Here is a 26,263-nt window from a genome sequence, read left to right as displayed (position 1 = left end):
GTTTTAAGCACTCGCCGCAAAATTATTACTGCTTATGGGGTGATGCAGAAGAGTCGCGAAGTACCGGTTCTGGCGTAAAGGTTTTTGAGAGGGTCGTATGTTGTTCACGGCGATTGGCAATTAACAACTCTGTCGCCACCTTGGCTATTTCGGTATTGGGTTGATGGACAGTAGTGAGTTTAGGCCAAGTTTGTCTCGAAAATGGACTGTCTTCGAAGCCGACGATTGAAAGATCATTTGGAATATCCAATCCAGCTAGTCTGGCCGCAAATAATGCCCCAGCGGCAATTTCGTCGTTACAAGCAACAATAGCTGTAGGGCGATTCTCAAGTGTGATCAATTGATTGGCACCAGCCACCCCTGATTCAAAAGAATACTTTCCTTCAATTATGTAATCTTTATTCAGCTTGAGCTTGTTCTTTGTTAAGGCATGTTTAAAGCCTTGTAAACGCTCTTTGGTGGATTCATGGTGTAAATCACCACTTAAAAAACCAATCTCTTTATGGCCTAAATCAATCAGATGCTGGGTAATTTCTACTGCACCAGACTTGTCATTGACCAAAATAGTGAGTCCATCACCGACTTTAGTTTCTTCCCCGGCAATAATACGTACATAGTTAGCGTCAATTTCGCTAAGCGCTTTGAGCACCTTGGGATCTTCAGAGAGCGGTGGAGTTAATACTAAGCCCGCGAGTCTGGAATGCTTAACCAGGTTACAGAGTTCATCACAGATGTTCTCCGATTTCGCATTGCAGGGATGAATTACTAGTTCATAACCTTTATCTTTACAGGCCGAAAGAATACCGTTTTGCATGTCGATAATATAATAGGCATTGGGGTTATCGTAAATAAAACCAATAGCATAGGACTTTGTGCCCGCAAGGTTTCGTGCGGCAAGGTTAGGCTGATAATTTAACGCTTTAATGGCTTCATTAACTTTATCAACAGTGGCTTGTTTCACCGAGGGTTCATTATTGGTAACGCGGGATACCGTTTTTATCGAAACGCCCGCATATTTAGCTACGTCGTTGATAGTGACTTTCATTGATGTAAAAACTCTTAATCAAATTTGCGAAAAGCTGGCTTTTAAAGAAGTGTAAAACGCTTTTATCGCGTCTACTGGCAGACTCTTCGGTCTGCATTTTTATTATTTTCAGGGCTATAGTGCGAGTATTTACGCTGCTTAGCAATGCTCAATTGTTACAATTTTCAGTATTTTTTAAGCTATTGACAGTCAGTGATTAGTTGTAACTTTACACCCTAATATTCAAGTCACTGTATTTGTTGGAAAATAATCTTAATTTAGTCGGTAGCAATTTGTATTTCGATATTTTTTTTCCTTTCCCGTTATTTTGTTGTGGCAAGGCTGTTAATAATTGTGTAATGTTTGCACAGACATGACAGCGTTGTCATTCCGATGGAATGGTTATGAATACTAAAACGATAATAAAGTTATGGAAGGGAAACGAGATGCGACCATCAACCTTTAAGAAAAGTGTCCTCGCGACAAACATTGCTCTTTTGCTTGGCAGCGCGGTTTCTATCAGTGCCGTTGCCGCCGAGGAAGCTGCAGCCAATGCGGCTCCTGAAAATATTGAAAAAATTGAAGTGCGTGGTATGCGCGCATCAATGAAGGCATCGGTAAACGATAAACGTTTTTCTGATGCTGTTGTTGATGCAGTAACCGCAGAAGATATTGGTAAGTTCCCTGACGGTGACGTGGGTGAATCTCTTGGTCGGATCCCTGGTGTTGCTGTTAACCGCCAGTTTGGTCAGGGTCAGCAGGTTTCTATCCGTGGCGCGTCGAGCCAATTAACCAGTACCTTACTCAATGGTCATTCCGTTGCCTCTACGGGCTGGTTCGATCAACAGGCCATTGACCGCAGCTTTAACTACAGCTTACTGCCGCCCGAAATGGTTGGCGGTATTCAAGTGTACAAATCATCCCAAGCCGATATTGCCGAAGGCGGTATTGGTGGTACTGTGATTGTAAAAACCCGTAAACCATTAGATTTAGAAGCTAACTCAGTATTTTTGAGTGCCAAAGGCGACTACGGCACGGTTTCTGAAGAAATCGATCCACAAACCTCAGGCCTTTATAGCTGGAAAACCGATGACGAGAAATTCGGCTTCCTAGTCGCGGGTTCTTTAGATCAAACAGAATACCAACGTAATGGTATTGAAACGCTTTTAGGTTGGGGGGAAATTGTTCCCACGACATTCCAACAGGATCGTGAGCGCACTGCAATTAACGCAGCGCTGCAATATAGACCAACAGACAATTTAGAGTTTGGCCTAAACCTAATGAGCCTTCAGCTCGATGCGAACAACGCCAATACCTCGATTTTCCTCTTCCCGACTCAACAGGGTGAGAATACCTGTCTTAAACAAAACGCAGCTGGCGTATGTACCTTAATTGAACATACCGATCAAGGTGGATTCGCTTGGGCACAGACTTGGGCACGTAAGGCCAGCATGTCTTCTGACACAGTAGATTTTGATTTTGCCTATCAGGCAGAAAGCTACAAGCTAGAAGGCCGTATCGGAAAGACTAAAGCTGAAGGCGGTACCGATTTAACGGCCAACTATGGTCAATCAATTGGTGTTCCAGCGGATTTTGCCGGTACCTACGATGCAACGGGTGATGTAATTGATATTGATATCGCCAACAAATCATTCGATGCGGACGATTTCAATGGTCAGTTAGAAACTGCGGGTTGGGCGCTGAAAAAGCAACCTAACACCGATGAAGAGGCGTTTGCGACTTTCGATATCACAGTGCCGGTAGAACTTGGGGTGATTACCTCGTTCAAAACGGGTTTAAGCTATGCAGACCATGAAGTAACCCAAACGACTGAAGCGGCAAACTCTTCAAATATCGTCGCTAAAGATGCCTCAGCTTATTACTCCGGTACTATGTCTTCAGGTGCGGGCTTTACTCTGCCTGAGCCAATCTTCGACAACATGATCAAAGATTCCTACGCGGTTATTGATGGTTTTACCCTAGATAAATCGGGTTATGGCACGCTGCAGGAGAAAAACTTCGCCCTGTACGGTATGGCCACTTTTGCAGGTGAAGGTGTTCGCGGTAACTTCGGCTTACGCTATATCTCTACCGATATCGAATCGGATTATTACGATTTAGGAAGCGATGGTAGTTATGCGAATGCATTAAGCACGGATAAAGCGAGTTACGATGATGTTTTACCAAGTGTAAACATCGCCTTTGACTTAAGCAGTGAGTTAATTTTAAGGGCGTCTGCGGCGCAAGTGATTTCTCGTCCTAACTACGCCGATCTTTTTGCAACTTCACGATTACCTGGATTCAATGACGGTACTCCGCGTAATGAGAAAATGGTTAGAGGTAACGTTGGTCTTAAACCGTTTAAGGCATCACAGGCGGATCTCAGCTTAGAGTGGTATTTTAGCGGTGAAGGTTTATTTGCGGCGACTTACTTTATTAAGGACGTTAGCTCTTTTATCTCAACCCGCGAAAAACTAAACCAACAAATCGGCATTGAAGATCCAAATTTAATCGAAGACGGTGGAAGCGCTTGTGGGGATGGAGAGTACGATTGTTGGTCATTGACCAATTACTACAATGCGACTGGCGGTTCAATCGACGGTATTGAGTTGCAGCTGCAGGACTCATTCGACAATGGTTTCGGCTATTCAGCTAACTACACCTTTGCCGATGCAACCTCGCCTGCTGAAAACTATCCTGACCGTGTTGGCGTATTCTCTGACTCGTCTAAACACACTGTTAACTTAGTGGGTTACTACGAGATGGATGATTTCTCTGCCCGTGTCGCTTATAACTGGCGTTCGGAGTATATGATGCGCGAATTACCCGGTTTCTATGGTAACCGTGAGCATCAAGCCTATGGCACAGTTGATTTAAGTGCTAACTATGATGTAACCGATTACCTATCCGTTACCTTTGAAGTAGTTAACTTACTTGAAGAAGATAGTGTGCAAAAAGGTGTGGCAGCACTCGATGCTGAAGGGGTTATCAGTGAGTTTAAAGATAACTACCCTGTATGGAGCTTTGATGGTGAAGCCCGTTACAAGCTGGGCGTAGCGTTACGCTTCTAAGCTGATATGCAATGAAAAAGCCTAGCATTCGCTAGGCTTTTTGTTATCTGATGGATTACGTTAGTTGTTTACATCATTGATTGATAATTGGCAGTGCTTATGGAAAAACTATGACAATTAAAACAATAGCCATTATAGGTGGTGGAACCTCTGGCTGGTTGGCTGCTAACCACTTAGGCCGCGCGTTAAAGTCCAATCCCGACATCTGCATTACATTAATTGAATCACCCAACATTCCAATCATCGGGGTAGGGGAAGGCACGGTACCTTCAATACGCCGCTCTCTGCAAAGTTTTGGCATAAGCGAAACCGAGTTTATTCGATGCTGTGATGTGACCTTTAAGCAATCCATCAAGTTTGTAAATTGGCTAGATAAAACTCGCCATGGTGCAGGGAATTTTTATCATCATCTCTTCGATATGCCGCAATCTGCTGTAGGCGATTTAAACGAGTGGTGGCTCAAGGCTGGGGAAGGGCACTTTGCTGATTTTGGTTCGGTGCAGCACAGTGTTTGTGAGGCGAAAAAGGCGCCAAAACTTATCACCACGCCTGAATATACTGGGGTGTTAGGTTATGCCTATCATCTTAATGCCGCTAAGTTTGCCAAGTTACTTGCTAAGAATGCCATCGAGAAATTTAACGTCGAGCATCGTTTTGCCACTGTCCATGGGGTTAATTTTGCTGCAGATGGTTCAATCCAATCGCTGCAAACTGAGCAGGGCAACTTAGCCTTCGATTTTTATGTCGATTGCAGTGGTTTTGATTCTATTCTGTTGGCCAAATCCTTGAAGGTGCCCTTTATCGATAAATCGAAACAGCTATTTATCGACACCGCGCTGGTGGCACAAATCCCTACGGATAAAGCCGAGGAGATCCCGCCCTATACCTTGGCAACAGCACATCAAGCGGGATGGATTTGGGATATCGCATTAACCGAACGACGCGGGACTGGTTTTGTATATTCTTCTGCCCATATGGAGCAGGGGACGGCTGAAGATAAATTCGATAGTTACCTTGGCGGGAAGTTAGCCGACATTCCCCATCGTAAAATCCCCATGAAGGTAGGTTATCGTCAGCGATTTTGGGAGAAAAACTGCGTCGCTTTAGGGCTTGCTCAAGGTTTTTTAGAACCGATTGAAGCAACGTCGATTCTATTGACAGACTTTTCTGCGCAGTTCCTTGCGAGCCGTTTCCCTGTGAATCACGAAGATTGTGATTACTTAGCCCAGCGATTTAACGCAACGGTAAGTCATGCTTGGGAGCGAGTGGTTGAATTTGCTAAGTTGCATTATTGCCTATCCGATAGGGCAGATTCGGCATTTTGGTGTGATAACCGTCTCGATGAAACTATCCCCGAGGGATTAAAAACACGCCTTAAACTTTGGCAACAGTTTCCCCCAATCCAAGAGGATTTTGCATCCAAGTTCGAGGTGTTTAACATGGATAACTATTTGTACGTTCTCTATGGCATGAGGTATCCAACCATGCCTGCACATGGTAGGGTAGCGACAGCCAATGCGGCCACGGAATATCTGCGTCGAATGATGCAAACTAAGCAGCAATTATTGAATGGCTTACCGGGCCACAGAGAACTTATTGATAAAATCCATGTCCATGGATTACAACCGATTTAAGCAAGTAAATAGTCTGTGTTAAAAGGAAAAATAGAATGAAAACACAATTTGTACCGTTGAATGATGCGGCGCATAAAAACCTAACGGTCAATGACAAGGTTGATTATAGCTACTTTGAAACTGTGCACATGTTGCCTTTATTCGTGCAAGAATTTGTCACTGCCGCGACCAGCTTTCCGATCATTTTTACCAAAAATGCCCAAACCGGTGAGTTTATTGCCGTAGCCTTAACCGCCTTAAAACCGAACACTAATAAGTTATTAAAAGAAGGAAAATGGCAGTCTCGTTATCTGCCGATGCAAGTGCAGCTTTATCCTTTCGGTATGAGTAATGTGTCGGAAGACCGTATTATCCTTGGGATTGATATCAATAATGCAGCGGTTAATGAGGATGGTCCAAATCGTTTATTCAACGAAGATGGCGATAAAACCGATTACCTGAACAAGCGTTTAGAACTTGCTAGCGCGCAGGCAAAATACCGTGATGTGAGCCATTTTTTCATCAAAACGTTAGTAGAGAAAGAATTACTGCAACCTCGCACCCTAACGGTCACTGCGCTTAATGGTGCTAAGACCAATATCGACGGTATTTACACTGTTGATGAGCAGAAATTAGCTCAACTCGATGAAGCAACTATGCTGGATTTCGCGAAACGCGGATTCTACGGCCCAATCTATGCACATCTTTGCTCGCTAAGTATGATGGATGTTGTTATCGACTAATAAGTGGTTCAGCATACGATTGCTATATCATATTTAGTTCTCTAAGCCAGAACATGGGGAGTTTCCTATTGTTCTGGCTTTTAACTCTCTCAACGTTCGCTTTTAGGGATTTTAATCTTACCCATTAACAGAATTCGCCCTCAGTTCACGCTTCCCTTCTTGTATAGATAGATTGAATTGCGACTCTAATCTCTATAACAATCTGAAATAAATGAAAAAAGATATAACAGAACAAATTCCTTATTTTAAATGTCAGAAAAATGTAGAAATTAGGTTGATACTTGTGTAACTTAATCAATGACAGCGTTGTCATTGATTATTGGAACACTTAATCAAGGCTTCGTAAGTCAATTGCTTCGCTTCGTCGAAAGGTCCGCATGGGAAGGATGAGGTCTCCTTACTCATGTTTGGCAAGGTATTGCTAGTCGGGTAGTCATACGCTTGTCTTTGATTTTCTCTCCCCAGAAACTGGTGTGGGCTGGGTACTGATTGCAGTACTCAGCCATTTTTTTAGTGGATGATTTGGGGATTTTCACTGAGTAGAAGCCTAAAGAAATTTGAGAATGTTACGGGTAGGATTTATCGAAATACTAAAGATTCAGTGTTCGAATAATCCATGTATAGATTTTAGATACAGGCTCAAAGATTCTAGAAAGCGCACTGAATTGAAGAAGTATTTAACTGTACGAGCATTGTCATCTCGGACGCAAATGCCGTTAAGAGCCTGCAGTTATTGAAGGGAAAAGAATGAAAAAACAAATCGCTACATCGATTTTATTGACACTGGGATTAAGTGCTTGCTCCGAAGTCACCGTTAATGAAAAGGTGACGCCATCAACCCTGTTTGAGGCATCAACATCCTCTGTGCCAACAACTGACCGCCAAACTCAGCTACAACAATTTGGTGATAATCTTGCGGTGCGCTATCGCGTAGTGACTAATATCCCCGATGAACATTGCGATAAAGCACAGGCTGATGGGCGCTGTTTTGTTGCTGAAATCGACCTTCAGTCGAATATCGATTTTAACCATAAAGATTGGGCTATTTATTTCAGCCAAATGCGTCCAGTGCATTCGGTTGAAGGTGATGAATTCACACTTACCCACGTAAAGGGCGATCTCTACCGTATCGAGCCTACGGCCGCATTTGTGGGTTTTCAGCAAGGCATTAAAAAGACGTTACGGTTTCGGGGTGAGCTATGGCAGCTTTCTGAAACCGATGCCATGCCAAATTATTATTTAGTGTCTCCCGGTTTAGCGCCTGTGGTGATTGCAAGCACTGTGCTTCAAAAAGACAGTGAGACAGGGCTGGAGCTTAGACCCTATGTCGAGGCTTACCATGACATGGTAAAGCAATACCGCCGCACCGAGGCCGATAAATTGCCTCCCGCCACTGCAGCACAGTTATATATCAACAATGCTGCCGTAAGTGATAATGCCGCGCTTGCCGTCAATAGTATTGTTCCTACGCCACAACATATTGATATTAAAGCTCACGATAAATCAGTCTTGCTCAGTAAGGGGGTAAAGATTGTTTATCAGGGCGCTATTCAAGAACTGCTAAAACCTGAACAAATCGCCGCAGCGCTAACACGCCTTGCAAGATTAGGTGTGATGCAAAGCGAGCAGGGGCTTAAGGTTAACCTTGAAAAGCGAGAAGGTATTGAGGGCAGTTATCTGCTTGATATTACGTCAACTGAAATACGTATCGCCGCAAATGACGCATCTGGATTTTCCTATGGCCTATCTACCCTTGCTAGCCTAGTCGATGTGAAGGATCTGCGTGTAAATCCTATGACGATTACCGACAGCCCCCGTTATCCCTTCAGGGGCATGCACATCGATGTGGCACGTAATTTCCACGGGAAGGAAATGATCTTTAAGCTGCTCGATCAAATGGCGGCTTATAAGCTCAACAAATTACATCTGCATATGGCCGACGATGAGGGCTGGCGCTTAGAAATTGCTGATCTGCCGGAGCTTACCGATATTGGTAGTAAACGGTGTCACGATTTAGATGAGGATAAGTGTTTATTGCCGCAACTGGGCAGCGGCCCCTTTGCCGATACTAGCGTCAATGGCTTTTACAGCAAGCAGGATTATATCGACATTTTACAGTATGCCGATGCTCGCCAAATTCAGGTGATCCCATCTATGGATATGCCAGGGCATAGCCGCGCAGCAATCAAATCGATGGAGGCTCGTTACCGTAAGCTGATGGCGCAGGGGGAAAAAGGTGAGGCGAATCGTTACTTGCTGTCCGATGCCAATGACAAGACTGTCTATTCTTCAGTGCAATATTACGACGATAACACTTTGAATGTGTGCATGGAGTCGACCTATCAATTTGTCGATAAAGTGATTGATGAAATTGCCAAATTACATCAAGCCGCAGGCGTGCCGCTTTCTCGTTACCATATTGGCGCCGATGAAACCGCGGGTGCCTGGAAACAATCCCCTGAATGTTTAGCTTTTATCGCTAATAACGATAAGGGGGTAGCTTCCATTGATGATCTGGGCGCCTATTTTATCGAACGCATTTCCAATCAATTGGCGAGCAAAGGCATTGAGGCTGCAGGTTGGAGCGATGGCATGGGTCATGTTCGCCCCGAAAAAATGCCCGCTAAAGTGCAGTCTAATATTTGGGATGTGATTGCCTACAAAGGGCATGAGCGGGCCCATAAGCAGTTAAACAACGGCTGGGATGTCGTATTGTCCAATCCCGAAGTGCTGTACTTCGATTTTCCCTACGAAGCGGATCCAAAGGAGCATGGCTATTACTGGGCAAGCAGGGCAACCAATAGTCACAAAGTGTTTAGCTTCATGCCGGATAACTTAGCGGCTAATGCCGAGCAGTGGACTGATTTACAAAATCTGCCCTTTGAGGCGGATGATACTGTGAAAAAAGATGCTGACGGTAACGTTACCGCGAGTCCAAGGAAGCAAGGTAAGGCCTTCCGAGGGATTCAAGGACAGCTTTGGAGTGAGACGATTCGCAGCGATGATACCGCCGAATATATGATTTTCCCTAGGCTATTGATGCTTGCAGAGCGAGCTTGGCATCAGGCCGAGTGGGAGGTTCCCTATCAATATCAAGGCGCTGTTTACAATCAAAGCAGCGGTTTTTTTACTCCAGAAATGCGAGCGCGGCAGGCTGAAGATTGGCAGCGATTAGCCAATACCTTAGGGCATAAGGAGTTAATTAAGCTTGATAAGGCGGGTATCGATTACCGAGTGCCAACGGTGGGGGCAAGCATTAAGGATGGAAAGCTGTTTGCCAATATTGCCTACCCAGGCCTTAAGATTGAGTATCGAGAGCAAAATGGTGATTGGCAGACCTATCAAGAGGGTGTTGCCGTTAAAACGCCGCTCGACATTCGCGCTATTGCTGCAGATGGAAATCGCCGCGGCCGCAGCCTCTTTATTGAAAAGTAATTAATATCAGGCCGTATTTTCCTAGGAAAATACGGCCTTTTAAATCTTCCAATGTAGTGTGGAAAGCCATTTTTAAATTAATTCGCATTTGCTTTCAAAAATAAAATGACAACGCTGTCATTTTGGTTGTAACATAGATTTAACTCAAGCCAAATGCTGAATTTCGCCAATTGATGGTCTAGCAGATTAGAGATGAAAGAGGGGTGTCATGGGGGGAGTCCTGACAAAAGAGAGACCACTATATGTCGGTGTTGATGGTGGCGGCAGTAAATGCCGCGCCACTATCTATACCGCAGACGGTCAAGTTTTAGGGACGGGGGTCGCAGGCCGCGCTAATCCGCTGCATGGACTCGCGCAGACCTTTGAATCCATTGAGGCATCGACTCGTTTAGCTTTACGGGATGCAGGAATGGCACAAACCGATATCAAACTGCTGGTGGCAGGGCTGGGTTTGGCTGGTGTGAACGTACCGCGGTTATATCAAGATGTGATCAACTGGCAACATCCCTTTGCGGCCATGTATGTCACTACCGATCTACATACCGCCTGCATTGGTGCCCATCGCGGTGCAGATGGCGCGGTGATCATCACTGGCACCGGTTCCTGCGGTTATGCCCATGTGGGAGAGGCAAGTCTCAGTATTGGCGGCCACGGTTTTGCTTTAGGTGACAAAGGGAGTGGTGCCTGGCTCGGGTTAAAGGCCGCTGAACATGTGCTGCTAACTCTTGATGGTTTTGCTGAGCCGACAAAGCTGACGCCAATGTTGCTGCAACATTTTGATGTAAAAGATGCCCTTGGGATTGTTGAGCATTTGGCAGGTAAATCATCAAGCTGTTATGCGGAACTTGCCAAAGGCGTACTGGATTGTGCTGTTTCAGGGGATAAGGTCGCTGCGGCTATCGTGCAGGAAGGCGCTGGCTATATTAGCGAGATGGCGCGAAAACTCTTTAGTCTCAATCCTGTGCGCTTCTCCATGATAGGTGGCCTTGCAGAGCCTTTAAGGCCTTGGCTTGGCACCGATGTGGTTGCAAAAATTTCCGAAACCCTAGCGCCGCCAGAACTTGGCGCCATGTATTTCGCCCAGCAAGAATTTACGAAATAAGCTGCTGTAGGTAATGGCTTGAGTGTTAACAACCTCAAATAATCCATGCAGCAGAATAACGATGACTCTTAAGGTAAGAACATGACTAACACTATTATGGAGCAAGAAGCTCGCACCGCCCCGCAAAAAATCGCCGCGCAAATTACGGCCAACCAAGGCATTATGCAATCCCTCGGTGAGCAGCTACGTGCATATGCTCCTCGATTTGTGATGATTGTTGGCCGTGGTTCATCGGATCACGCCGGCGTGTTTGCTAAGTATTTATTTGAGATTGAAGCGGGTGTTCCTACTTTTGCCGCAGCCCCTTCAGTTGCCAGCGTCTATGGAAAGAGCTTACAACTTGAAGGTGGCCTCGTGATTGTGATTTCGCAATCGGGTCGCAGCCCAGATATTTTGGCACAGGCCCGTATGGCGAAAAACGCGGGTGCTTATTGTGTCGCGCTTGTTAATGATGAAAGCGCGCCGATTAAGGACATTGTCGATATGGTAGTGCCACTGCGTGCGGGTGTTGAGCACGCGGTTGCTGCAACGAAGAGTTACCTTGCGACCTTATCTGCCATCCTGCAGTTAGCTGCGGCTTGGACACAGAATGAGTCTTTAAAGGATGCGGTCAATTCTTTACCCCAAGCGCTACAGAGCGCAGTGGATGCCGAGCCGCAACTCACTGCTGAGTCGGTTGAGGATGTGAAAAACCTCGTGGTACTAGGTCGCGGTTTAGGTTATGCGGTGTCTAAGGAAATTGCCCTGAAATTAAAAGAGGTGTGCTCTATTCATGCCGAGGCCTTTAGCAGTGCTGAGTTCCTGCACGGTCCGGTGACGCTAGTTGAGAAAAAACTTACTATCGTCGATGTATGTATTGGTGATGAGTCCTACGCCAGTCATATCGAGCAGATTGCCAATGTGAAGGAGCGCGGTGCCATTCTTGTTCATTTAAATCAAACCGCGTTCGAGATCCACCCACGTGTTGCACCACTGGCGCTACTGCAACGATTCTATATCGATGTTGCCGCCGTTGCGATTGCCCGTGGTATCGACCCTGATCAGCCTGCAGGTCTCAAAAAAGTGACCCAAACCCTGTAAGCTTGTAAGGCTATAGCGCTGTATTTTAAAGAGGTTTGAGATGACGTTTACCCTGATTGCCGAGCGTGTATTTGATGGCCATGAGTTCCATCAACATCTGCCTGTATCCATTGAAGATGGCCATATTATCAGTTTGGATACGGTTGCTGGCGCGAAGGAAATCCGCGTCGCAGGGACACTTGTGCCTGGTTTTATTGATGTGCAGGTCAATGGCGGCGGTGGCGCATTATTTAATGCCACGCCAAGCGTTGCTTGTATCGAAACCATCGGTCGGGCGCATGCGCAATTTGGCACTACGGGGTTTTTACCTACCTTGATTACCGACGATGTGAGCGTGATGGCCAAGGCTGCCGATGCGGTGGCTAAAGCCGTTGCCAATCACAGTAAAGGCGTTCTCGGGGTGCATTTTGAGGGACCGCACTTATCGGTGCCAAAGAAGGGCGTTCATCCCCAAGGTTTTATTCGCGAAATCTCTGAAGCGGAGATTGAGATTTTCTGCCGTCAGGATCTCGGGCTTAGGGTAGTGACTTTGGCGCCTGAGAATGTATCTTCCGCGGTTATCCGAAAATTAGTCGACGCTGGGGTTAAGGTCTGCTTAGGCCACTCGAATGCGGACTACCAAACCGTGGTTGCGGCATTAGAAGCCGGTGCGACGGGCTTTACTCACCTCTTTAATGCTATGTCGGCCCTAGGTTCACGTGAGCCTGGTATGGTGGGCGCTGCGATTGAAGACCCATATTCATGGTGCGGTCTCATTGTTGATGGCCACCATGTTCACCCTGCATCAGCCAAAGTTGCTCTTAGAGCCAAACCGCGCGGTAAGATGATGCTAGTCACCGATGCGATGCCGCCCGTTGGCATGGACGATGAGACCAGCTTTGAGCTGTTTGGCACTCAAGTGCAGCGTGTTGGAGACAGGCTCAATGCGGTCACTGGGGAACTGGCGGGTTGTGTGCTGGATATGGCGAGCGCCGTTGATAATACCGTGAGTATGTTAGGGTTAGGGCTCGATGAGGCGCTTCGTATGGCATCCCTTTATCCTGCGCAGTTTTTAGGCATTGATAAGCAATACGGAACAATCGCATCAGGATACCGAGCCGATTTACTGTTGCTAAATGGGAAAAACCAAGTCTTGGCGAACTATATTGCCGGGCAGCAAGTTTATCATCGTGGCTAATTTATTTTGTACTCTGCTAAGTCTGTAATCGCTATCAGTAGTGGATGATTATTAAGCTAATTCATTGATATTATTGATTGTTTAAAATTCATCCACAGATTATTTTGATAACCGGGGCTACGATTTTTAAATATACAGTTGCGATTTTGTACAAATGAATGAAAAACACTCAAAATAACAATAATAAAGGAAAGGGAATGGGAGCGTTATCCGAACGTGGGGGGCAAAGCGATCAGCCTACAAATTTAGCGAAGTCGAAGCAAAGGCTTAAGTCCCTCGATGCCCTTAGGGGCTTCGATATGTTTTGGATATTAGGCGCTGAAGGACTATTTGCTGCATTATTGCTGCTTACTGGCTGGGCGGGATGGCAGTGGGGCGATGAGCAAATGCACCATAGCCAGTGGCATGGCTTCCGTTTCTACGATTTGATCTTTCCGCTGTTTATTTTTCTGTCCGGTGTTGCGCTGGGTCTTTCTCCTAAACGTTTAGACAAATTACCTATGGTTGAGCGCCTGCCTGTTTATCGCCACGGTGTTAAACGCTTAGGTTTATTACTGTTACTTGGCGTTGTTTATAACCACGGTTGGGGGACAGGAATACCGGCCGATCCCGATAAAATTCGCTATGCCAGCGTGTTAGGCCGCATTGCCTTCGCGTGGTTTTTCGCAGCAATCTTGGTTTGGCACACCAGTTTGAGAGCGCAAATCGCAGTGGCTTTAGGGATCTTAGTGACCTATGGCGTGATGCAGCTATGGCTGCCTTATCCTACGGGGCAAGCGGGCAGTTTTTCTCAGGCAGATTCACTTAATGCTTATGTGGACAGTCTTTTACTTCCTGGTATCAGTTATCAAGCCAGAACGCCAGATCCCGAGGGCATATTATCAACGCTACCTGCGATCGTTAACGCGCTAGTCGGGGTATTCGTTGGGCATTTTATTGTCAAACCCCATCCCCAAGGGGAGTGGACCAAGGTTGCATTATTAGCGTTTGTGGGCGCTTTGAGCCTCGCGCTGGGATGGCTGTTAGATGGCATTATTCCTGTGAATAAGGATCTTTGGACGAGCTCCTTTGTACTGGTGACCTGCGGCTGGAGCATGTTGCTGTTGGCATTTTTCTATGGCGTTATTGATGTGCTTCACTGGCATAGACTCGCCTTTGTATTTGTCGTGATAGGAAGCAATGCCATCATTATTTACCTTGCGTCCAGCCTAGTGGATTGGAAGTACCTATCTCAAAGTCTGTTTGGTGGGATTATTGGGGCCTTACCTGAAACTGCGCAGCCACTTGGCGCTGTGATTGCTTTACTCGCGGTTCAGTGGCTTCTGCTGTATTGGATGTATCGCAAAAAGATTTTTGTGCGAATTTAAAGGTTGTTCCGCTTAATTGGTTCACAGTGGTGAGGTTTTATTTCAATTAAGCCGCAGTTTTTACTGCGGCTTTTTATGATTTGTGAATGTGCACATCACATTAAGAGAGTAAATGCTTCTGCAGTGCTTTCGATTGAAGATATAAATAACAAATGACAGCGTTGTCTTTTTGTGTTGTTTGTTTTAACATCGATGAAACAATGGCGCAGTTGGATGCTAACATCTGGCCTTGAAGACGGGTTACAATTCGGGCTAACTCGCGGTTTTGAGTCCCAACCTATTAAATTAATTACTATAAGAAGCAGGTTTATGGAAATGACACTCGATAAAAGCCAGCAGAAAAGCAGCTTTATTCCCATGGCGATAGTGGCGGCACTTTTTTTTATCCTCGGATTTGCCACTTGGTTAAATGGCTCCTTAATGCCCTATCTAAAGCAGATATTGCAGCTCAATCCCTTTCAAGCTTCGTTAATTCTATTTTCTTTTTATATTGCGGTGACCTTTACCGCGCTGCCATCGGCCTGGGTTATCCGTAAGGTTGGCTATAAAAATGGTATGGCGCTTGGCATGGGCATTATGATGCTGGCTGGCTTGTTATTTATCCCTGCGGCTAAGACCCAAGTTTTTGCACTGTTTTTGTGTGCCCAATTAGTGATGGGGGCAGGGCAAACCCTACTGCAAACTGCAGTAAACCCCTATGTCGTTCGCTTAGGCCCTGAAGAGTCTGCCGCAGCAAGGGTTAGCGTCATGGGGATTTTAAATAAGGGCGCAGGCGTGATTGCCCCGTTAGTTTTCTCGGCGCTGATTTTAGATAGCTTTAAGGACCGTATCGGCACAACCTTATCTCAAGCGCAAATCGATGAGATGGCCAATGGCTTAGTATTACCTTACCTTGGTATGGCAATTTTTATCGGGGTGTTAGCAATAGCGGTTAAAAAGTCGCCATTGCCAGAACTGAGCAATAGCGAAGAGGTGGCAGAGGCTGCTGACAAAGGCCAAATCAAGGCGACGCTTTCCCACCCAAACCTTGCCCTTGGTGTGATTGCGCTATTCGTATATGTTGCGGTCGAGGTGATTGCCGGTGATACCATTGGCACCTTTGCGCTCTCACTTGGCGTAGAGCACTACGGGGTGATGACCTCCTATACCATGGTGTGTATGGTGCTGGGTTACACCCTAGGCATTTTGCTTATCCCGCGATTTATCTCCCAGCCTACCGCACTGATGATTTCGGCGATTCTCGGTTTGCTATTAACCTTGGGTATTCTGTTTGGAGATAACAATTCCTACGTCATTGCAAATACGCTATTAGTACCATTTGGCGGTGTTGCGCTGCCAGATACATTATTGCTGATTGCTTTCCTTGGTTTAGCCAATGCCATCGTGTGGCCAGCGGTTTGGCCTTTAGCGTTGTCAGGTTTAGGTAAGTTCACGAGTACGGGCTCTGCGCTCCTTATCATGGGGATCGCGGGCGGCGCCTTTGGACCACTGTTCTGGGGCCTGATGAGTTCAGCCACTGATATGGGTCAGCAGGGCGGCTATATGGTGATGTTACCTTGTTATTTATTTATCCTGTTCTATGCCGTTAAGGGGCATAAAATGCGCCACTGGTAATAGATGAACAGAAAATAAAAAGCCCTCGAATGAGGGCTTTTTAGTGAATGTTGAGACTGAGCCTAAACTAGCAATTAGAACGCGTAGCTAACGGTTGCAAGGATTGTATCGTCGTTGCGCCCTGCGCCCTTAGATACCTTTTGCGCGCCATCTAAATCAGAGCCTAACCAAGCCAGCGACAGGCCAAAACCAGCTAACTCAGTTGAAACGCCAATTGAATAGTCTGAATAGCTATCGAAGCCTTCGCCATCGTCTAATGCATCGCCAGCGTTGTAGCCGTAGTGAAAATCGACGCTCCAGTTCTCAACGAATTCATAGGAATAGTTAAGTTCGGTGTAGTGATAATCTAAATCAGTGCCACTGTAATCGTCTGTGAACCAGTAAGCTAAACGGAAACCGCTGTATTCAACGCCGGCAGTGACTTCGAAATAGCCAAGATCGCTGTCGCCAGAGTAGTTGTAACGGTTTAAGGTCACGTCGTAGCTGATATCTTCATTGATTTCACCGCCGTAGGCGACATAGAAATCGTATTCAATGTCTGGGCCGTTGTAGCCTGGCTCATCAAAGTCAACGTTACTGGCCCAAGCGCCCACAGAGAAACCTGACTCGAAGCTCCAATCAACCCCTGCTTGCACAGCGGGATCGCCCGCGGTTTGCGAAATGCCGCGGAAGCGATAATCATTGGTAACAGCAATTTCACCAGAGACTTCAGCCGCAGCAATGTCAGTGAATAATGTCGCGCTTAGCGCCAGCGCGACCAGTGGTACTAGCCGTTTTTTATTCAGATTGTTATACACGGTATTTCTCCCATTTTTGGTTGACACGGATGTATCACTGATTATTTTTTGTTTAAATAACAGTGTATTATATCCGTTGTTTTGCCAAACATCAGCCTAGGAAATTCCGTTGCTGCGACATCTTTGGCGAATAAGGCTAACCAAGTTAGCCAGATAATCGAGGTAAGGTGCAAAAGCGCCTTACTTTTGCTCGAAAATGACGTACACCTTGCGGCAGGGCTCGCAGACTTCCCACGTCCCCTGAAAGCCCGCGGGAATGATAAAACGATCGCCCTTGCTAAAGGACTGAGATTGCCCTTGCGTATCTGTGATAATACTGCTGCCTTCGAGGATTTCGCAATACTCGTATTCGGTATAGTTCACATTCCAAGTACCTGATTCACTTTGCCAAATTCCACTGTGAAACTGATTGCACGGGCTTGAATAGTGATTTTCCAGTGTTTGGGTTGGATTCCCAGTAACCAACTTTTCTGCCGGCAGTTGATAGGTTTCAACTGGAGAATGGGTCGCAGCGAATCTTACAATGGCGTTAACACTAACTGTCATTATTTAACCCTCGGCCGTTATTTCATGGTGGGCATAACAAATTCGGCTTGGGTGCTTTTGCCCACGGGCCAACGCGCGGTAATCGCCTTGCGCTTAGTGTAAAAACGCACGCCATCTGGGCCGTGCATATGCAGCGGACCAAATAATGAGCGCTTCCATCCGCCAAAGCTGTGGAAGGCCATTGGCACAGGAATCGGCACGTTAACGCCGACCATACCGACCTGCACATGGTGACAAAAATGTCTCGCCGCCTCACCGCTTTGGGTAAATATGGCGGTGCCGTTACCAAATTCGTGTTGATTGATAAGCTCAAGTGCCGTTGGATAATCCTTTACGCGCACAATGGCGAGCACAGGGCCAAAAATCTCTTCACGGTAAATGCTCATATCAGCAGTGACATGGTCGAAAAGGCAGGCGCCAAGGAAGTAGCCCTGCTGGTGGTCTTCAACGCTTAAGTTGCGGCCATCGACTAACAGAGTTGCACCTTCATTAAGGCCTGCTTCGACAAACTGAGTCACTTTGGCAAGATGCTGCTGTGAAATCAGCGGCCCCATTTCCATTTCAGGAGTGAGGCCGTTACCGACTTTTAGGCTTTTAATTTGTGGAAGGAGTTTCTCGACTAATTTATCGCCCACATCGCCGACCGCTAATACAACGGAGATGGCCATACAACGCTCACCGGCACTGCCGTAGGCCGCGCCCATTAAGGCGCTCACGGCTTGGTCGAGATCCGCATCTGGCATCAACAGCATATGGTTTTTGGCGCCGCCGAGGGCTTGAACGCGTTTACCGTGCTTCGATGCTGTGGAATAGATGTATTCGGCAATGGGCGTTGAACCCACAAAGCTTACCGCCTGAATATCGGGATGGCTTAGCAGGGTATCGACGGCTTCTTTATCGCCATTTACTACGTTAAAGACCCCATCGGGTAAGCCTGCTTCTTTAAGCAGTTCGGCGATACGCATGACCGAACTTGGGTCTTTTTCCGAGGGTTTCATAATAAAGGTGTTACCGCAGGCAATGGCGATTGGGAACATCCACATGGGAACCATCACGGGGAAGTTAAAGGGGGCAATCCCTGCGACAACACCTAAAGCTTGATTGACTGACCAGGCATCCACTCCGCCACCGACCTGCTGGGTATGTTCACCCTTGAGTAGATGCGGGATACCACAGGCAAATTCGACGACTTCAAGGCCGCGGATAAGCTCGCCTCTGGCATCGTCGAGTACTTTGCCATGCTCGCGGGTAATAAGCTCTGCCAGTTCATCCATATGCGCTTCAACCAGCGCTTTAAATTTAAACAGGACTCGGGCGCGATTTAAGGGGGTTACCTGTGACCAAGAATCGAAGGCCGTTTTTGCCGCTGCGATGGCCTGTGAGACTTCATCGCAACTTGCGAGGGAGACTTCGCCCCGACGCTCGCCCGTGGCGGGCTCAAAAATATCCTGGGTTCTGCTGCTAGCTGGCGTATGTTGGCCGTTAACAAAATGGGTGATCTTTAACATAGGTAACCTTTAATCCCTTATGCGGGTGAGTAAATACAAGCCGTATCATCCAACGGCGGTGATAGCATCGCTTAAGCTGTTAATCATCTGGTCTATATGGTGTTTTTCTACAATCAGTGGCGGAGACATGGCAATGATGTCACCCGTTGCCCGCACAAGTGTGCCGTGGCGAAAACAATGCTCGAACACGCTGTAGCCACGTTTACCCGCGCCTTGGCTTGATGGTGCCAGCTGGATGCCAGCGACCAATCCCGTGTTGCGGATATCAATCACGTTTGGCAAGCCCTTCAAGCTGTGAACCGCCTCTTCGAAATAACGTTCCAGCGACATGCTGCGCTCAAATAGCTGTTCATTTTCATAAATGGATAAGGTGGCGAGCGCTGCTGCAGCGGCTACTGGGTGCCCTGAATAGGTATAACCGTGGAAGAACTCGATTAATTCGGTCGGCCCCTGCATGCAGGTATCGTGGATATAGTCCTGCACAAACACCGCGCCCATGGGGATAGCGCCATTATTGATGGCCTTGGCTGTGGTGATAATGTCCGGCGTGACGCCCCAGCGCTGGCTGGCAAAGGCGGCGCCAACACGGCCAAAGCCTGTGATGACTTCATCAAAAATCAACAGGATGCCGTATTTTTGGGTAATTTCACGTAGGCGTTTTAAATAGCCCTGTGGCGGCAGAATCACACCAGCTGAACCAGACATAGGTTCTACAATCACCGCCGCGATATTTTCGGCGCCATGCAGGGTCACTAATTGTTCTAATACCTCGGCCTTCTCTGCGCCAAATTCAGGTAGACCGCGGGTGAAGGCGGCATTTTGAATATCTAAGGTGTGGGGAAGATGATCGACACCTTGGAGTAATTGTCCACTAAAGGCCTTGCGGTTATTACTCAGGCCACCCACTGAAATCCCACCAAAGCCGACACCGTGGTAACCGAGTTCTCGGCCAATAAAACGAGTACGCGATGCCTGACCATTGGCTCTGTGGTAACACAGCGCCATTTTGAGAGCGGTATCGACGGATTCTGAGCCTGAGTTGGTAAAGAAGACCTTATTCATCCCCTCTGGGCTTAATTCGGTTAAGCGCGAGGCGAGTTCGAACGCTAAGGGATGACCCATTTGGAACGACGGGGCGTAATCCATTTCACGAATTTGTTTGCTCACCGCTTCACTGATTTCTCTGCGACCATGGCCAGCGTTACAGCACCATAAACCTGCGGTGGAATCTAGGACCTGATTGCCATCAACATCGGTGTAATACATGCCTTCAGCTTTGGCGAGTAGTCGCGGACTGGCCTTAAACTGGCGATTAGCAGTGAAGGGCATCCAGTAATGTTCGAGCGTCGTTGGCTCTTTAGAAGAATAGGTTGAATCTGCCATGATGTTTACCTTGTCCTTTGCCTTGTTCAATGAGGTCAGGTCTTCGTTATGGGTGGCGAATATTTTCTATGCTATGTTAGAAATAATGAACATGGAAGAGGTGTGTGCAGTTATTTGTGGCAAAAATGCTATTTTTGTAAAAAATATTGAATATTAGTGTTCAAACAGCGTAATCTGATTGCCAATTTCAGCCTTGTGCTGGTTGTGCGTTTGAATGGTAAATCAGTTGATGCGCAAGTTAGCCTACTGCAAGGTCAGTTCCCCAATATTGTTGAAATCTTTACCCAACAAATACAAACAATTAAGAGGTCATCATGAGTACACCTAAAACGCGTAGCGACTGGGAAGCGATGCAAGCGAGCCTGTCTATCAATGGTAAGGCCTTTATTAATGGCAGCTATAAAGATGCCGAATCTGGCGCAACCTTTGACTGCGTGAGTCCGATTGATGGCCGTGTGTTAGCGCAAATTGCTAGCTGTGATGTAGCCGATGCCAACATTGCGGTGGCCAATGCCCGTGAGGTATTTGAGTCGGGTGTGTGGTCAAAGGCTGCGCCAGTTAAACGCAAACAAGTCATGATCCGTTTTGCCGAATTACTCGAAGAAAACGCCAACGAATTAGCGCTGTTAGAAACCCTCGACATGGGTAAACCGATTCGTTTTTCAAAGGCGGTGGATATTGCTGGCGCTGCCCGCGCAATTCGCTGGTCGGGTGAAGCCATCGATAAACTCTACGATGAATTAGCGCCAACCGCCCACAACGAAATTGGCATGATTACCCGCGAAGCCGTTGGTGTGGTCGCGGCAATTGTACCGTGGAATTTCCCACTGCTAATGGCCTGTTGGAAACTCGGCCCTGCGTTAGCAACGGGTAACAGCGTTGTACTCAAACCCTCCGAAAAATCGCCATTAACTGCCATTCGTATTGCCGAGCTGGCAATTGAAGCGGGCATTCCTAAGGGCGTGCTTAACGTATTACCAGGTTTTGGTCACACAGTCGGTAAAGCGTTGGCGCTGCATATGGATGTGGATACCTTGGTATTTACAGGTTCAACCAAAATCGCTAAGCAATTAATGATTTATGCTGGTGAGTCTAACATGAAGCGGGTGTGGCTAGAGGCTGGCGGTAAGAGCCCTAACATCGTCTTTAATGATGCGCCGGATCTTAAAGCGGCCGCAGTTGCTGCGGCAGAAGCCATTGCCTTTAACCAAGGCGAAGTGTGTACTGCTGGTTCGCGCCTGCTGGTGGAATCGGGCGTTAAAGATGAGCTGATTGCCTTAATCGCCGAGGAGCTTGCCTCTTGGCAGCCGGGTCATCCACTCGATCCTCAAACCGTCAGTGGCGCCGTGGTTGATAAGCAGCAGCTCGATACGATTTTAAGCTATATCAAAGCAGGCCATGATGAGGGCGCAAATCTTGTCCATGGTGGCAGTCAAGTACTTGCCGAGTCTGGCGGTGTATATGTTCAACCGACTGTTTTTAGTAATGTGCATAACAAGATGAAAATCGCCAGCGAAGAGATCTTTGGCCCAGTGCTGTCCGTGATTGAATTTGATGGCATGGATGAGGCGATAAAGATTGCTAACGACACAATTTATGGTCTTGCTGCAGGAGTGTGGACGTCTGATATCAGTAAGGCACATAAAACCGCTAAGGCGCTCAGAACGGGGATGGTGTGGATTAACCATTACGATGGCGGCGATATGACCGCGCCATTTGGTGGCTATAAGCAGTCGGGAAATGGTCGCGATAAGTCCCTGCATTCGTTTGATAAATATACCGAAGTTAAAGCGACTTGGATTGCGTTGTAACTGGCGCTTTTTAAGTATGCCGTTGTGCTCATTAGGCCGCTTTTATCCAAGATAAAAGCGGTCTTTTAATGGAAGATTCAACTTATCTATTCAAACAATTCTAACTTGATTGTTCTGCCTTAGTGATTAAGTGGCTAGTTTTATTAAAAAAATAAGCGCTAATCTATACCTTGGTTTAATGAAGCCTGAACCAAATACATAAATGCTTTGGCATACAGTTTCTGACGATGCAAGATTCAAGTAACATTCAGAAAAACATTCGACTTTCCTTTCGCTGTTAAGAATTTTACATGCTGAAATAGAGGTCATTTTCGAGCGCATAATGAAATCCGTTATTATTCATCTCGCCTTTGCCACAATGATTGGTATTTTATCGGGCTGTTCTTCTACACCTGGCGATAAATGGCAGGGATATACCGATAAAGGTCAAGCGTCCTATTACGCCAATAAGCATCAAAATCGTAAGACGGCGAGTGGTGAGCGTTATCAGCACCAATTAAAGACAGCAGCCCATCGGGAAATCCCCTTTGGCTCAGAAGTAAAAGTTACTAACCTTGAAAATGGAAAGGCTGTGGTGGTGAGGATTAACGACAGAGGGCCTTTTATACGTGGCCGTATTATTGACCTCTCTAAATCGGCGTTTAAAAGCATTGGCAAGACATCTGAAGGGTTACTCGATGTGAAAATTGAAGTCATTAAGGTGCCATTAAGAGACTAGTGGCAGTGGTTTTAGCGTCCTGTAACAGGTTCGGTTTCTGTTGTAATACTCTCATCGCGATAGGCTGATAACGTGAGGGAGTCGAAAGGGAAGGACTTGCTAAATCCATCAGCCGTTCCCATATCGATATTAAGAACAGATACTCAAGAAAGGGATTGATAAATATGGAATATCCACTGGTTAGTACCCAATGGCTCGAAGATCATTTAAACGATAGCAATTTAGTGTTACTCGATGCCAGCATGAAGACTGTGATTGGCAAGGAGCCTATTGTTTACGATGAAAGCGTGTGTATTCCTCGCTCCAGACGCTTCGACTTAGAGCAGGATTTTTGCGATCTAAGTTCCAGCCAAATTCATGCTATGCCGACGTTAGCCCAGTTTATTGCTGGGATTGCACAGCTTGGGATTACGCCTGAAAGCCTTGTCGTTATCTATGATAATCAAGGGATTTATAGCGCGCCTCGAGCTTGGTGGCTGTTTAAGGTCATGGGGTTTCACCGGGTATATGTGCTCGATGGCGGTCTGCCACTGTGGATGGAAGAGGACAGAGTGATTTCATCCCGCTATCAGGAAGAGGGTATCGACTTTGGCCTAAGTGATATTGATGCACTGGCCGAGGTGCTGAGCTATCAAGATGAGCTGGTTTGCGATGCAAAGACGGTGCTCAGTAAAATTGACGATAAAGAAACAGCCATTATCGATGCCCGTGGCAGAAGCCGCTTTTTAGGCCAGGTTGCAGAGCCCCGATCTGGCATTCGTAGCGGTCATATTCCAAACTCAGTCAATCTCCCTTTTGGTGAGGTATTAAAGGGCTATAGCATCAAATCGCCTATAGAGCTTCAGAAGATTTTTCAAGGCCTTGCTGGTGATAAAACGCAGCGAGTTTTTAGCTGCGGCTCAGGCATAACCGCCTGTATTTTGATCTTGGCTTCGGTTGCTGCGGGCCATAGCAATGCAGTGCTTTACGATGGTTCCTGGGCGGATTGGGGCAGTCGAGCAGATCTGCCGATTGAGTGTTGATTTCGCAGTTTTATTGGCTTTATAGAAATGCCCATCATAGCTAGAGTAAGTTCATCTTTATTGTATTGGTGATGGGCATTTTTGTTTTATGGTTTGCGGTTAAAACAAGTCTTTAAATCTATGGTACAGCATGCCTGCTGCCAGCATAGGTGAGCGGAAGGTGGGGCCGCCGGGGAAGGTCATATGCTTGATTTTGGCGAATACATCGAAGTGTCCTGCCTGTTTGCATATCGCTTCAGCAAGTAATTTGGCCGCCATATGGGTCGCGTTCACACCATGCCCCGCGTAGGCTTGGGCAAAAAAGATATTATCCGCATCGGGCAGGCGACCAATCTGCGGCATACGGTTAGCACCTATGCCTATCATTCCCCCCCATTGGTAATCAATTTTAATTCCCTTTAGTTGCGGGAACACCTTTTCAAGATTTGGTCTTAGCGCCGCTTCGATATCCTTTGGATCTTTACCCGAGTAGGTGCATAAACCGCCAAACAGCAATCGTCTATCGGCCGATAAGTGGAAGTAATCTAAGGCGATTCGCATATCCGCAAAGGCCATATTCTTTGGAATAATCTCGGCGCACTGCTCAGGTGTTAATGGCTCGGTTGCGAGCAGATAACTGCCTGCTGGGAGTACTTTGCCGCCAAGATAGGGATTGAGTTTATGGCCTATGTAGGCATTACCTGTAAGCACTAAATATTGGCAGCTCACTTCACCCTTTGCTGTGATGACCTTTGGTTTCGCGCCTTTAATGATTTTATCCGCACCGCTGTATTCAAAGATTTGAACCCCAAGTTCGCGGGCAACTCTAGCTTCACCAAGCACTAAATTGAGGGGATGCAAATGACCGCTCCCCATGTCCATCAGCGCGCCTTGGTAACAGTCCGATGCAATAACTTCACCTATCTTAGATTTTGCTAGCAGTTTGACGTCGTGTTTATACCCTAGTTTCTTTAGGTGTTCATATTCAACGCTGAGTTCATCCAAATGGCGTGCTTTTACTGCGAGATCGCAATAGCCCATTTGCAGATCGCAATCGATGCTATGGGTTTGGATGCGATTGCGGACAATGTCTACCGCTTCAAAGCCCATTTGCTCTATCGCGGCCACGCCTTCAGAGCCTATTTCATTGATAAACTGAGCTGGATCATGGCCAATACCGCGAATAAGTTCGCCACCATTACGTCCCGATGCCCCCCATCCAATACGTTTGCTTTCGAGCAGCACCACGCTTAAACCACGTTCTCTCAGTTCAATCGCAGTATTAATGCCACTAAAGCCACCGCCCACAATACAAACATCGACACTGACTTCCCCCTCCAATTGGGGATGGCTGTAAATTTCCTTGGCGGTATCGACGTAATAGGACTGGGGATACTGCTCACTGTGCACTGGGGCTTTAGCTGCCATGCGCTCTCCAATAATCTGTTTTTATTGTAAATTAGGTTTGTCTTAGTATACTCAACACATTTTTAACAGATTGCATTAAAGTGTTCGTTTTATTTAACACACTTTTTATGTAGAATACAACGCAGGCCTTAAAAACCACGCTTTTGCGGCAAAAATGCGTTCTGGATGGTGTTTATCCTGAACAATTTATTCATCATCTATCGGGATACCCGATCCTTTGGGGAGATGTGAAATTTGGATATTGGAGCCAGTCTCAAAACTGTTCGAAAAATGAAAGGCTTGTCTCAGCGTGAGTTAGCCAAACGTGCGGGCGTAACAAATAGCACTATTTCTATGATCGAGAAGAACAGTGTTAGTCCATCAGTCAGTTCTTTAAAGAAAGTATTGTCGGGCATCCCAATGTCTCTCGTGGAGTTTTTCTCCATTGAAGCTGAAGCTGAAGTTGAGAGTGAGCAAAAAGTGGTTTATCGCTCGGGTGAGTTACTCGATATTGGTACTGGACCATTGGAATTTAAGCTCATTGGCCGTGATTACCCGAATCGAGCCATGTCTGTGATGGATGAAGTGTATCCACCAGGTTCTGATACCGGCGAAGAGATGTTAAAGCACGAAGGCGAAGAAGCCGCCATGGTCATCGAAGGTAAAGTCGAGCTGACCGTGGGGGAAGAAGTGTATATTTTACAGGCGGGAGACAGTTATTACTTTAATAGCGAACTGCCCCATCGATTCCGCAACCCCTTCGATGAACCTTGCAGGCTTGTCAGCGCAACCACCCCTGCGGACTTCTGATTTCCTTTCTGTGTTTGCCAGCTATTTCGTACTGGGGTAGCTGGTGCTTTCTACCT

The 26,263-nt window shown here is 46.7% G+C and carries 19 protein-coding genes; 13 read left to right on the top strand and 6 right to left on the bottom strand.

The annotated features are described in order from the left end of the window. Nucleotides 1-25: 25 nt before the first annotated feature. Nucleotides 26-1,045 (bottom strand): LacI family DNA-binding transcriptional regulator, encoded by a 1,020-nt coding sequence (locus K0H61_RS13190; protein ID WP_220049830.1) that lies wholly within the window; start codon nucleotides 1,043-1,045, stop codon nucleotides 26-28. A gap of 425 nt (nucleotides 1,046-1,470) precedes the next feature. On the opposite strand from K0H61_RS13190, the gene K0H61_RS13185 reads away from it, so the two are divergent. From K0H61_RS13185 to nagP, 9 genes are all read left to right on the top strand, one after another. Beyond that, nucleotides 1,471-4,095, top strand: coding sequence for a TonB-dependent receptor (locus K0H61_RS13185; protein ID WP_220049828.1), 2,625 nt, complete (start codon nucleotides 1,471-1,473; stop codon nucleotides 4,093-4,095). A gap of 110 nt (nucleotides 4,096-4,205) precedes the next feature. Further along, nucleotides 4,206-5,729 (top strand): tryptophan halogenase family protein, encoded by a 1,524-nt coding sequence (locus K0H61_RS13180; RefSeq protein WP_220049827.1) that lies wholly within the window; start codon nucleotides 4,206-4,208, stop codon nucleotides 5,727-5,729. Nucleotides 5,730-5,764: 35 nt separating this feature from the next. Next, a complete protein-coding gene (locus tag K0H61_RS13175; protein ID WP_220049825.1) occupies nucleotides 5,765-6,451 on the top strand; it encodes a SapC family protein in 687 nt (228 codons plus the stop codon). A gap of 747 nt (nucleotides 6,452-7,198) precedes the next feature. Then, nucleotides 7,199-9,886 (top strand): beta-N-acetylhexosaminidase, encoded by a 2,688-nt coding sequence (locus K0H61_RS13170; protein ID WP_220049823.1) that lies wholly within the window; start codon nucleotides 7,199-7,201, stop codon nucleotides 9,884-9,886. A 208-nt stretch (nucleotides 9,887-10,094) separates the two neighbouring features. Further along, nucleotides 10,095-10,988: an N-acetylglucosamine kinase gene (gene nagK, locus K0H61_RS13165; RefSeq protein ID WP_220049822.1), complete on the top strand. Its 894-nt coding sequence runs from the start codon at nucleotides 10,095-10,097 to the stop codon at nucleotides 10,986-10,988. An 81-nt stretch (nucleotides 10,989-11,069) separates the two neighbouring features. Next, a complete protein-coding gene (gene nagB-II, locus K0H61_RS13160) occupies nucleotides 11,070-12,068 on the top strand; it encodes a glucosamine-6-phosphate deaminase NagB-II (protein ID WP_220049821.1) in 999 nt (332 codons plus the stop codon). Between the two features lie 40 nt (nucleotides 12,069-12,108). Then, nucleotides 12,109-13,245: an N-acetylglucosamine-6-phosphate deacetylase gene (gene nagA / locus K0H61_RS13155; protein ID WP_220049820.1), complete on the top strand. Its 1,137-nt coding sequence runs from the start codon at nucleotides 12,109-12,111 to the stop codon at nucleotides 13,243-13,245. A gap of 197 nt (nucleotides 13,246-13,442) precedes the next feature. Continuing rightward, complete coding sequence (gene nagX / locus K0H61_RS13150; protein ID WP_220049819.1) at nucleotides 13,443-14,612, top strand: transmembrane glucosamine N-acetyltransferase NagX; 1,170 nt, start codon at nucleotides 13,443-13,445, stop codon at nucleotides 14,610-14,612. 315 nt (nucleotides 14,613-14,927) lie between these two features. Next, nucleotides 14,928-16,226, top strand: coding sequence for an N-acetylglucosamine MFS transporter NagP (nagP, locus tag K0H61_RS13145; protein WP_220052709.1), 1,299 nt, complete (start codon nucleotides 14,928-14,930; stop codon nucleotides 16,224-16,226). Between the two features lie 74 nt (nucleotides 16,227-16,300). On the opposite strand, the gene K0H61_RS13140 is transcribed toward nagP, so the two are convergent. The 4 genes from K0H61_RS13140 to aptA all read right to left on the bottom strand — a co-directional run bounded on the left by K0H61_RS13140 (nucleotide 16,301) and on the right by aptA (nucleotide 20,460). Then, nucleotides 16,301-17,023 (bottom strand): TorF family putative porin, encoded by a 723-nt coding sequence (locus tag K0H61_RS13140; RefSeq protein WP_220049817.1) that lies wholly within the window; start codon nucleotides 17,021-17,023, stop codon nucleotides 16,301-16,303. A 180-nt stretch (nucleotides 17,024-17,203) separates the two neighbouring features. Beyond that, a complete protein-coding gene (locus tag K0H61_RS13135; RefSeq protein WP_220049815.1) occupies nucleotides 17,204-17,569 on the bottom strand; it encodes a cupin domain-containing protein in 366 nt (121 codons plus the stop codon). A gap of 17 nt (nucleotides 17,570-17,586) precedes the next feature. After that, nucleotides 17,587-19,077 (bottom strand): CoA-acylating methylmalonate-semialdehyde dehydrogenase, encoded by a 1,491-nt coding sequence (locus tag K0H61_RS13130; protein WP_220049814.1) that lies wholly within the window; start codon nucleotides 19,075-19,077, stop codon nucleotides 17,587-17,589. A 45-nt stretch (nucleotides 19,078-19,122) separates the two neighbouring features. After that, nucleotides 19,123-20,460, bottom strand: coding sequence for an omega-aminotransferase AptA (aptA, locus tag K0H61_RS13125; protein ID WP_220049813.1), 1,338 nt, complete (start codon nucleotides 20,458-20,460; stop codon nucleotides 19,123-19,125). Nucleotides 20,461-20,774: 314 nt separating this feature from the next. Between aptA and K0H61_RS13120 the strand changes: the two genes are divergently transcribed. The 3 genes from K0H61_RS13120 (at nucleotide 20,775) to K0H61_RS13110 (ending at nucleotide 24,011) form a co-directional block, all read left to right on the top strand. Continuing rightward, nucleotides 20,775-22,271 (top strand): aldehyde dehydrogenase, encoded by a 1,497-nt coding sequence (locus K0H61_RS13120; RefSeq protein WP_220049812.1) that lies wholly within the window; start codon nucleotides 20,775-20,777, stop codon nucleotides 22,269-22,271. 322 nt (nucleotides 22,272-22,593) lie between these two features. Continuing rightward, nucleotides 22,594-22,989, top strand: coding sequence for a septal ring lytic transglycosylase RlpA family protein (locus K0H61_RS13115; RefSeq protein WP_220049811.1), 396 nt, complete (start codon nucleotides 22,594-22,596; stop codon nucleotides 22,987-22,989). Between the two features lie 164 nt (nucleotides 22,990-23,153). Then, nucleotides 23,154-24,011, top strand: a complete 858-nt coding sequence (locus K0H61_RS13110) for a sulfurtransferase (RefSeq protein WP_220049810.1) — start codon at nucleotides 23,154-23,156, stop codon at nucleotides 24,009-24,011. A gap of 99 nt (nucleotides 24,012-24,110) precedes the next feature. Here the strand turns inward: K0H61_RS13110 and K0H61_RS13105 are convergent, their stop codons facing one another. Then, the gene (locus K0H61_RS13105; RefSeq protein ID WP_220049809.1) at nucleotides 24,111-25,418 is read right to left on the bottom strand and encodes an NAD(P)/FAD-dependent oxidoreductase; all 1,308 of its coding nucleotides are present in this window, start codon (nucleotides 25,416-25,418) and stop codon (nucleotides 24,111-24,113) included. Nucleotides 25,419-25,652: 234 nt separating this feature from the next. On the opposite strand from K0H61_RS13105, the gene K0H61_RS13100 reads away from it, so the two are divergent. Next, the gene (locus tag K0H61_RS13100) at nucleotides 25,653-26,207 is read left to right on the top strand and encodes a cupin domain-containing protein (protein ID WP_220049808.1); all 555 of its coding nucleotides are present in this window, start codon (nucleotides 25,653-25,655) and stop codon (nucleotides 26,205-26,207) included. The last annotated feature ends 56 nt before the right edge of the window (nucleotides 26,208-26,263 follow it).

The organism is Shewanella acanthi (genome assembly GCF_019457475.1).
Classification (GTDB): Bacteria; Pseudomonadota; Gammaproteobacteria; order Enterobacterales; family Shewanellaceae; genus Shewanella; species Shewanella acanthi.
The sequence above is the reverse complement of the archived record's forward strand: the minus strand, read 5'-3'. Positions and strand labels throughout refer to the sequence as shown.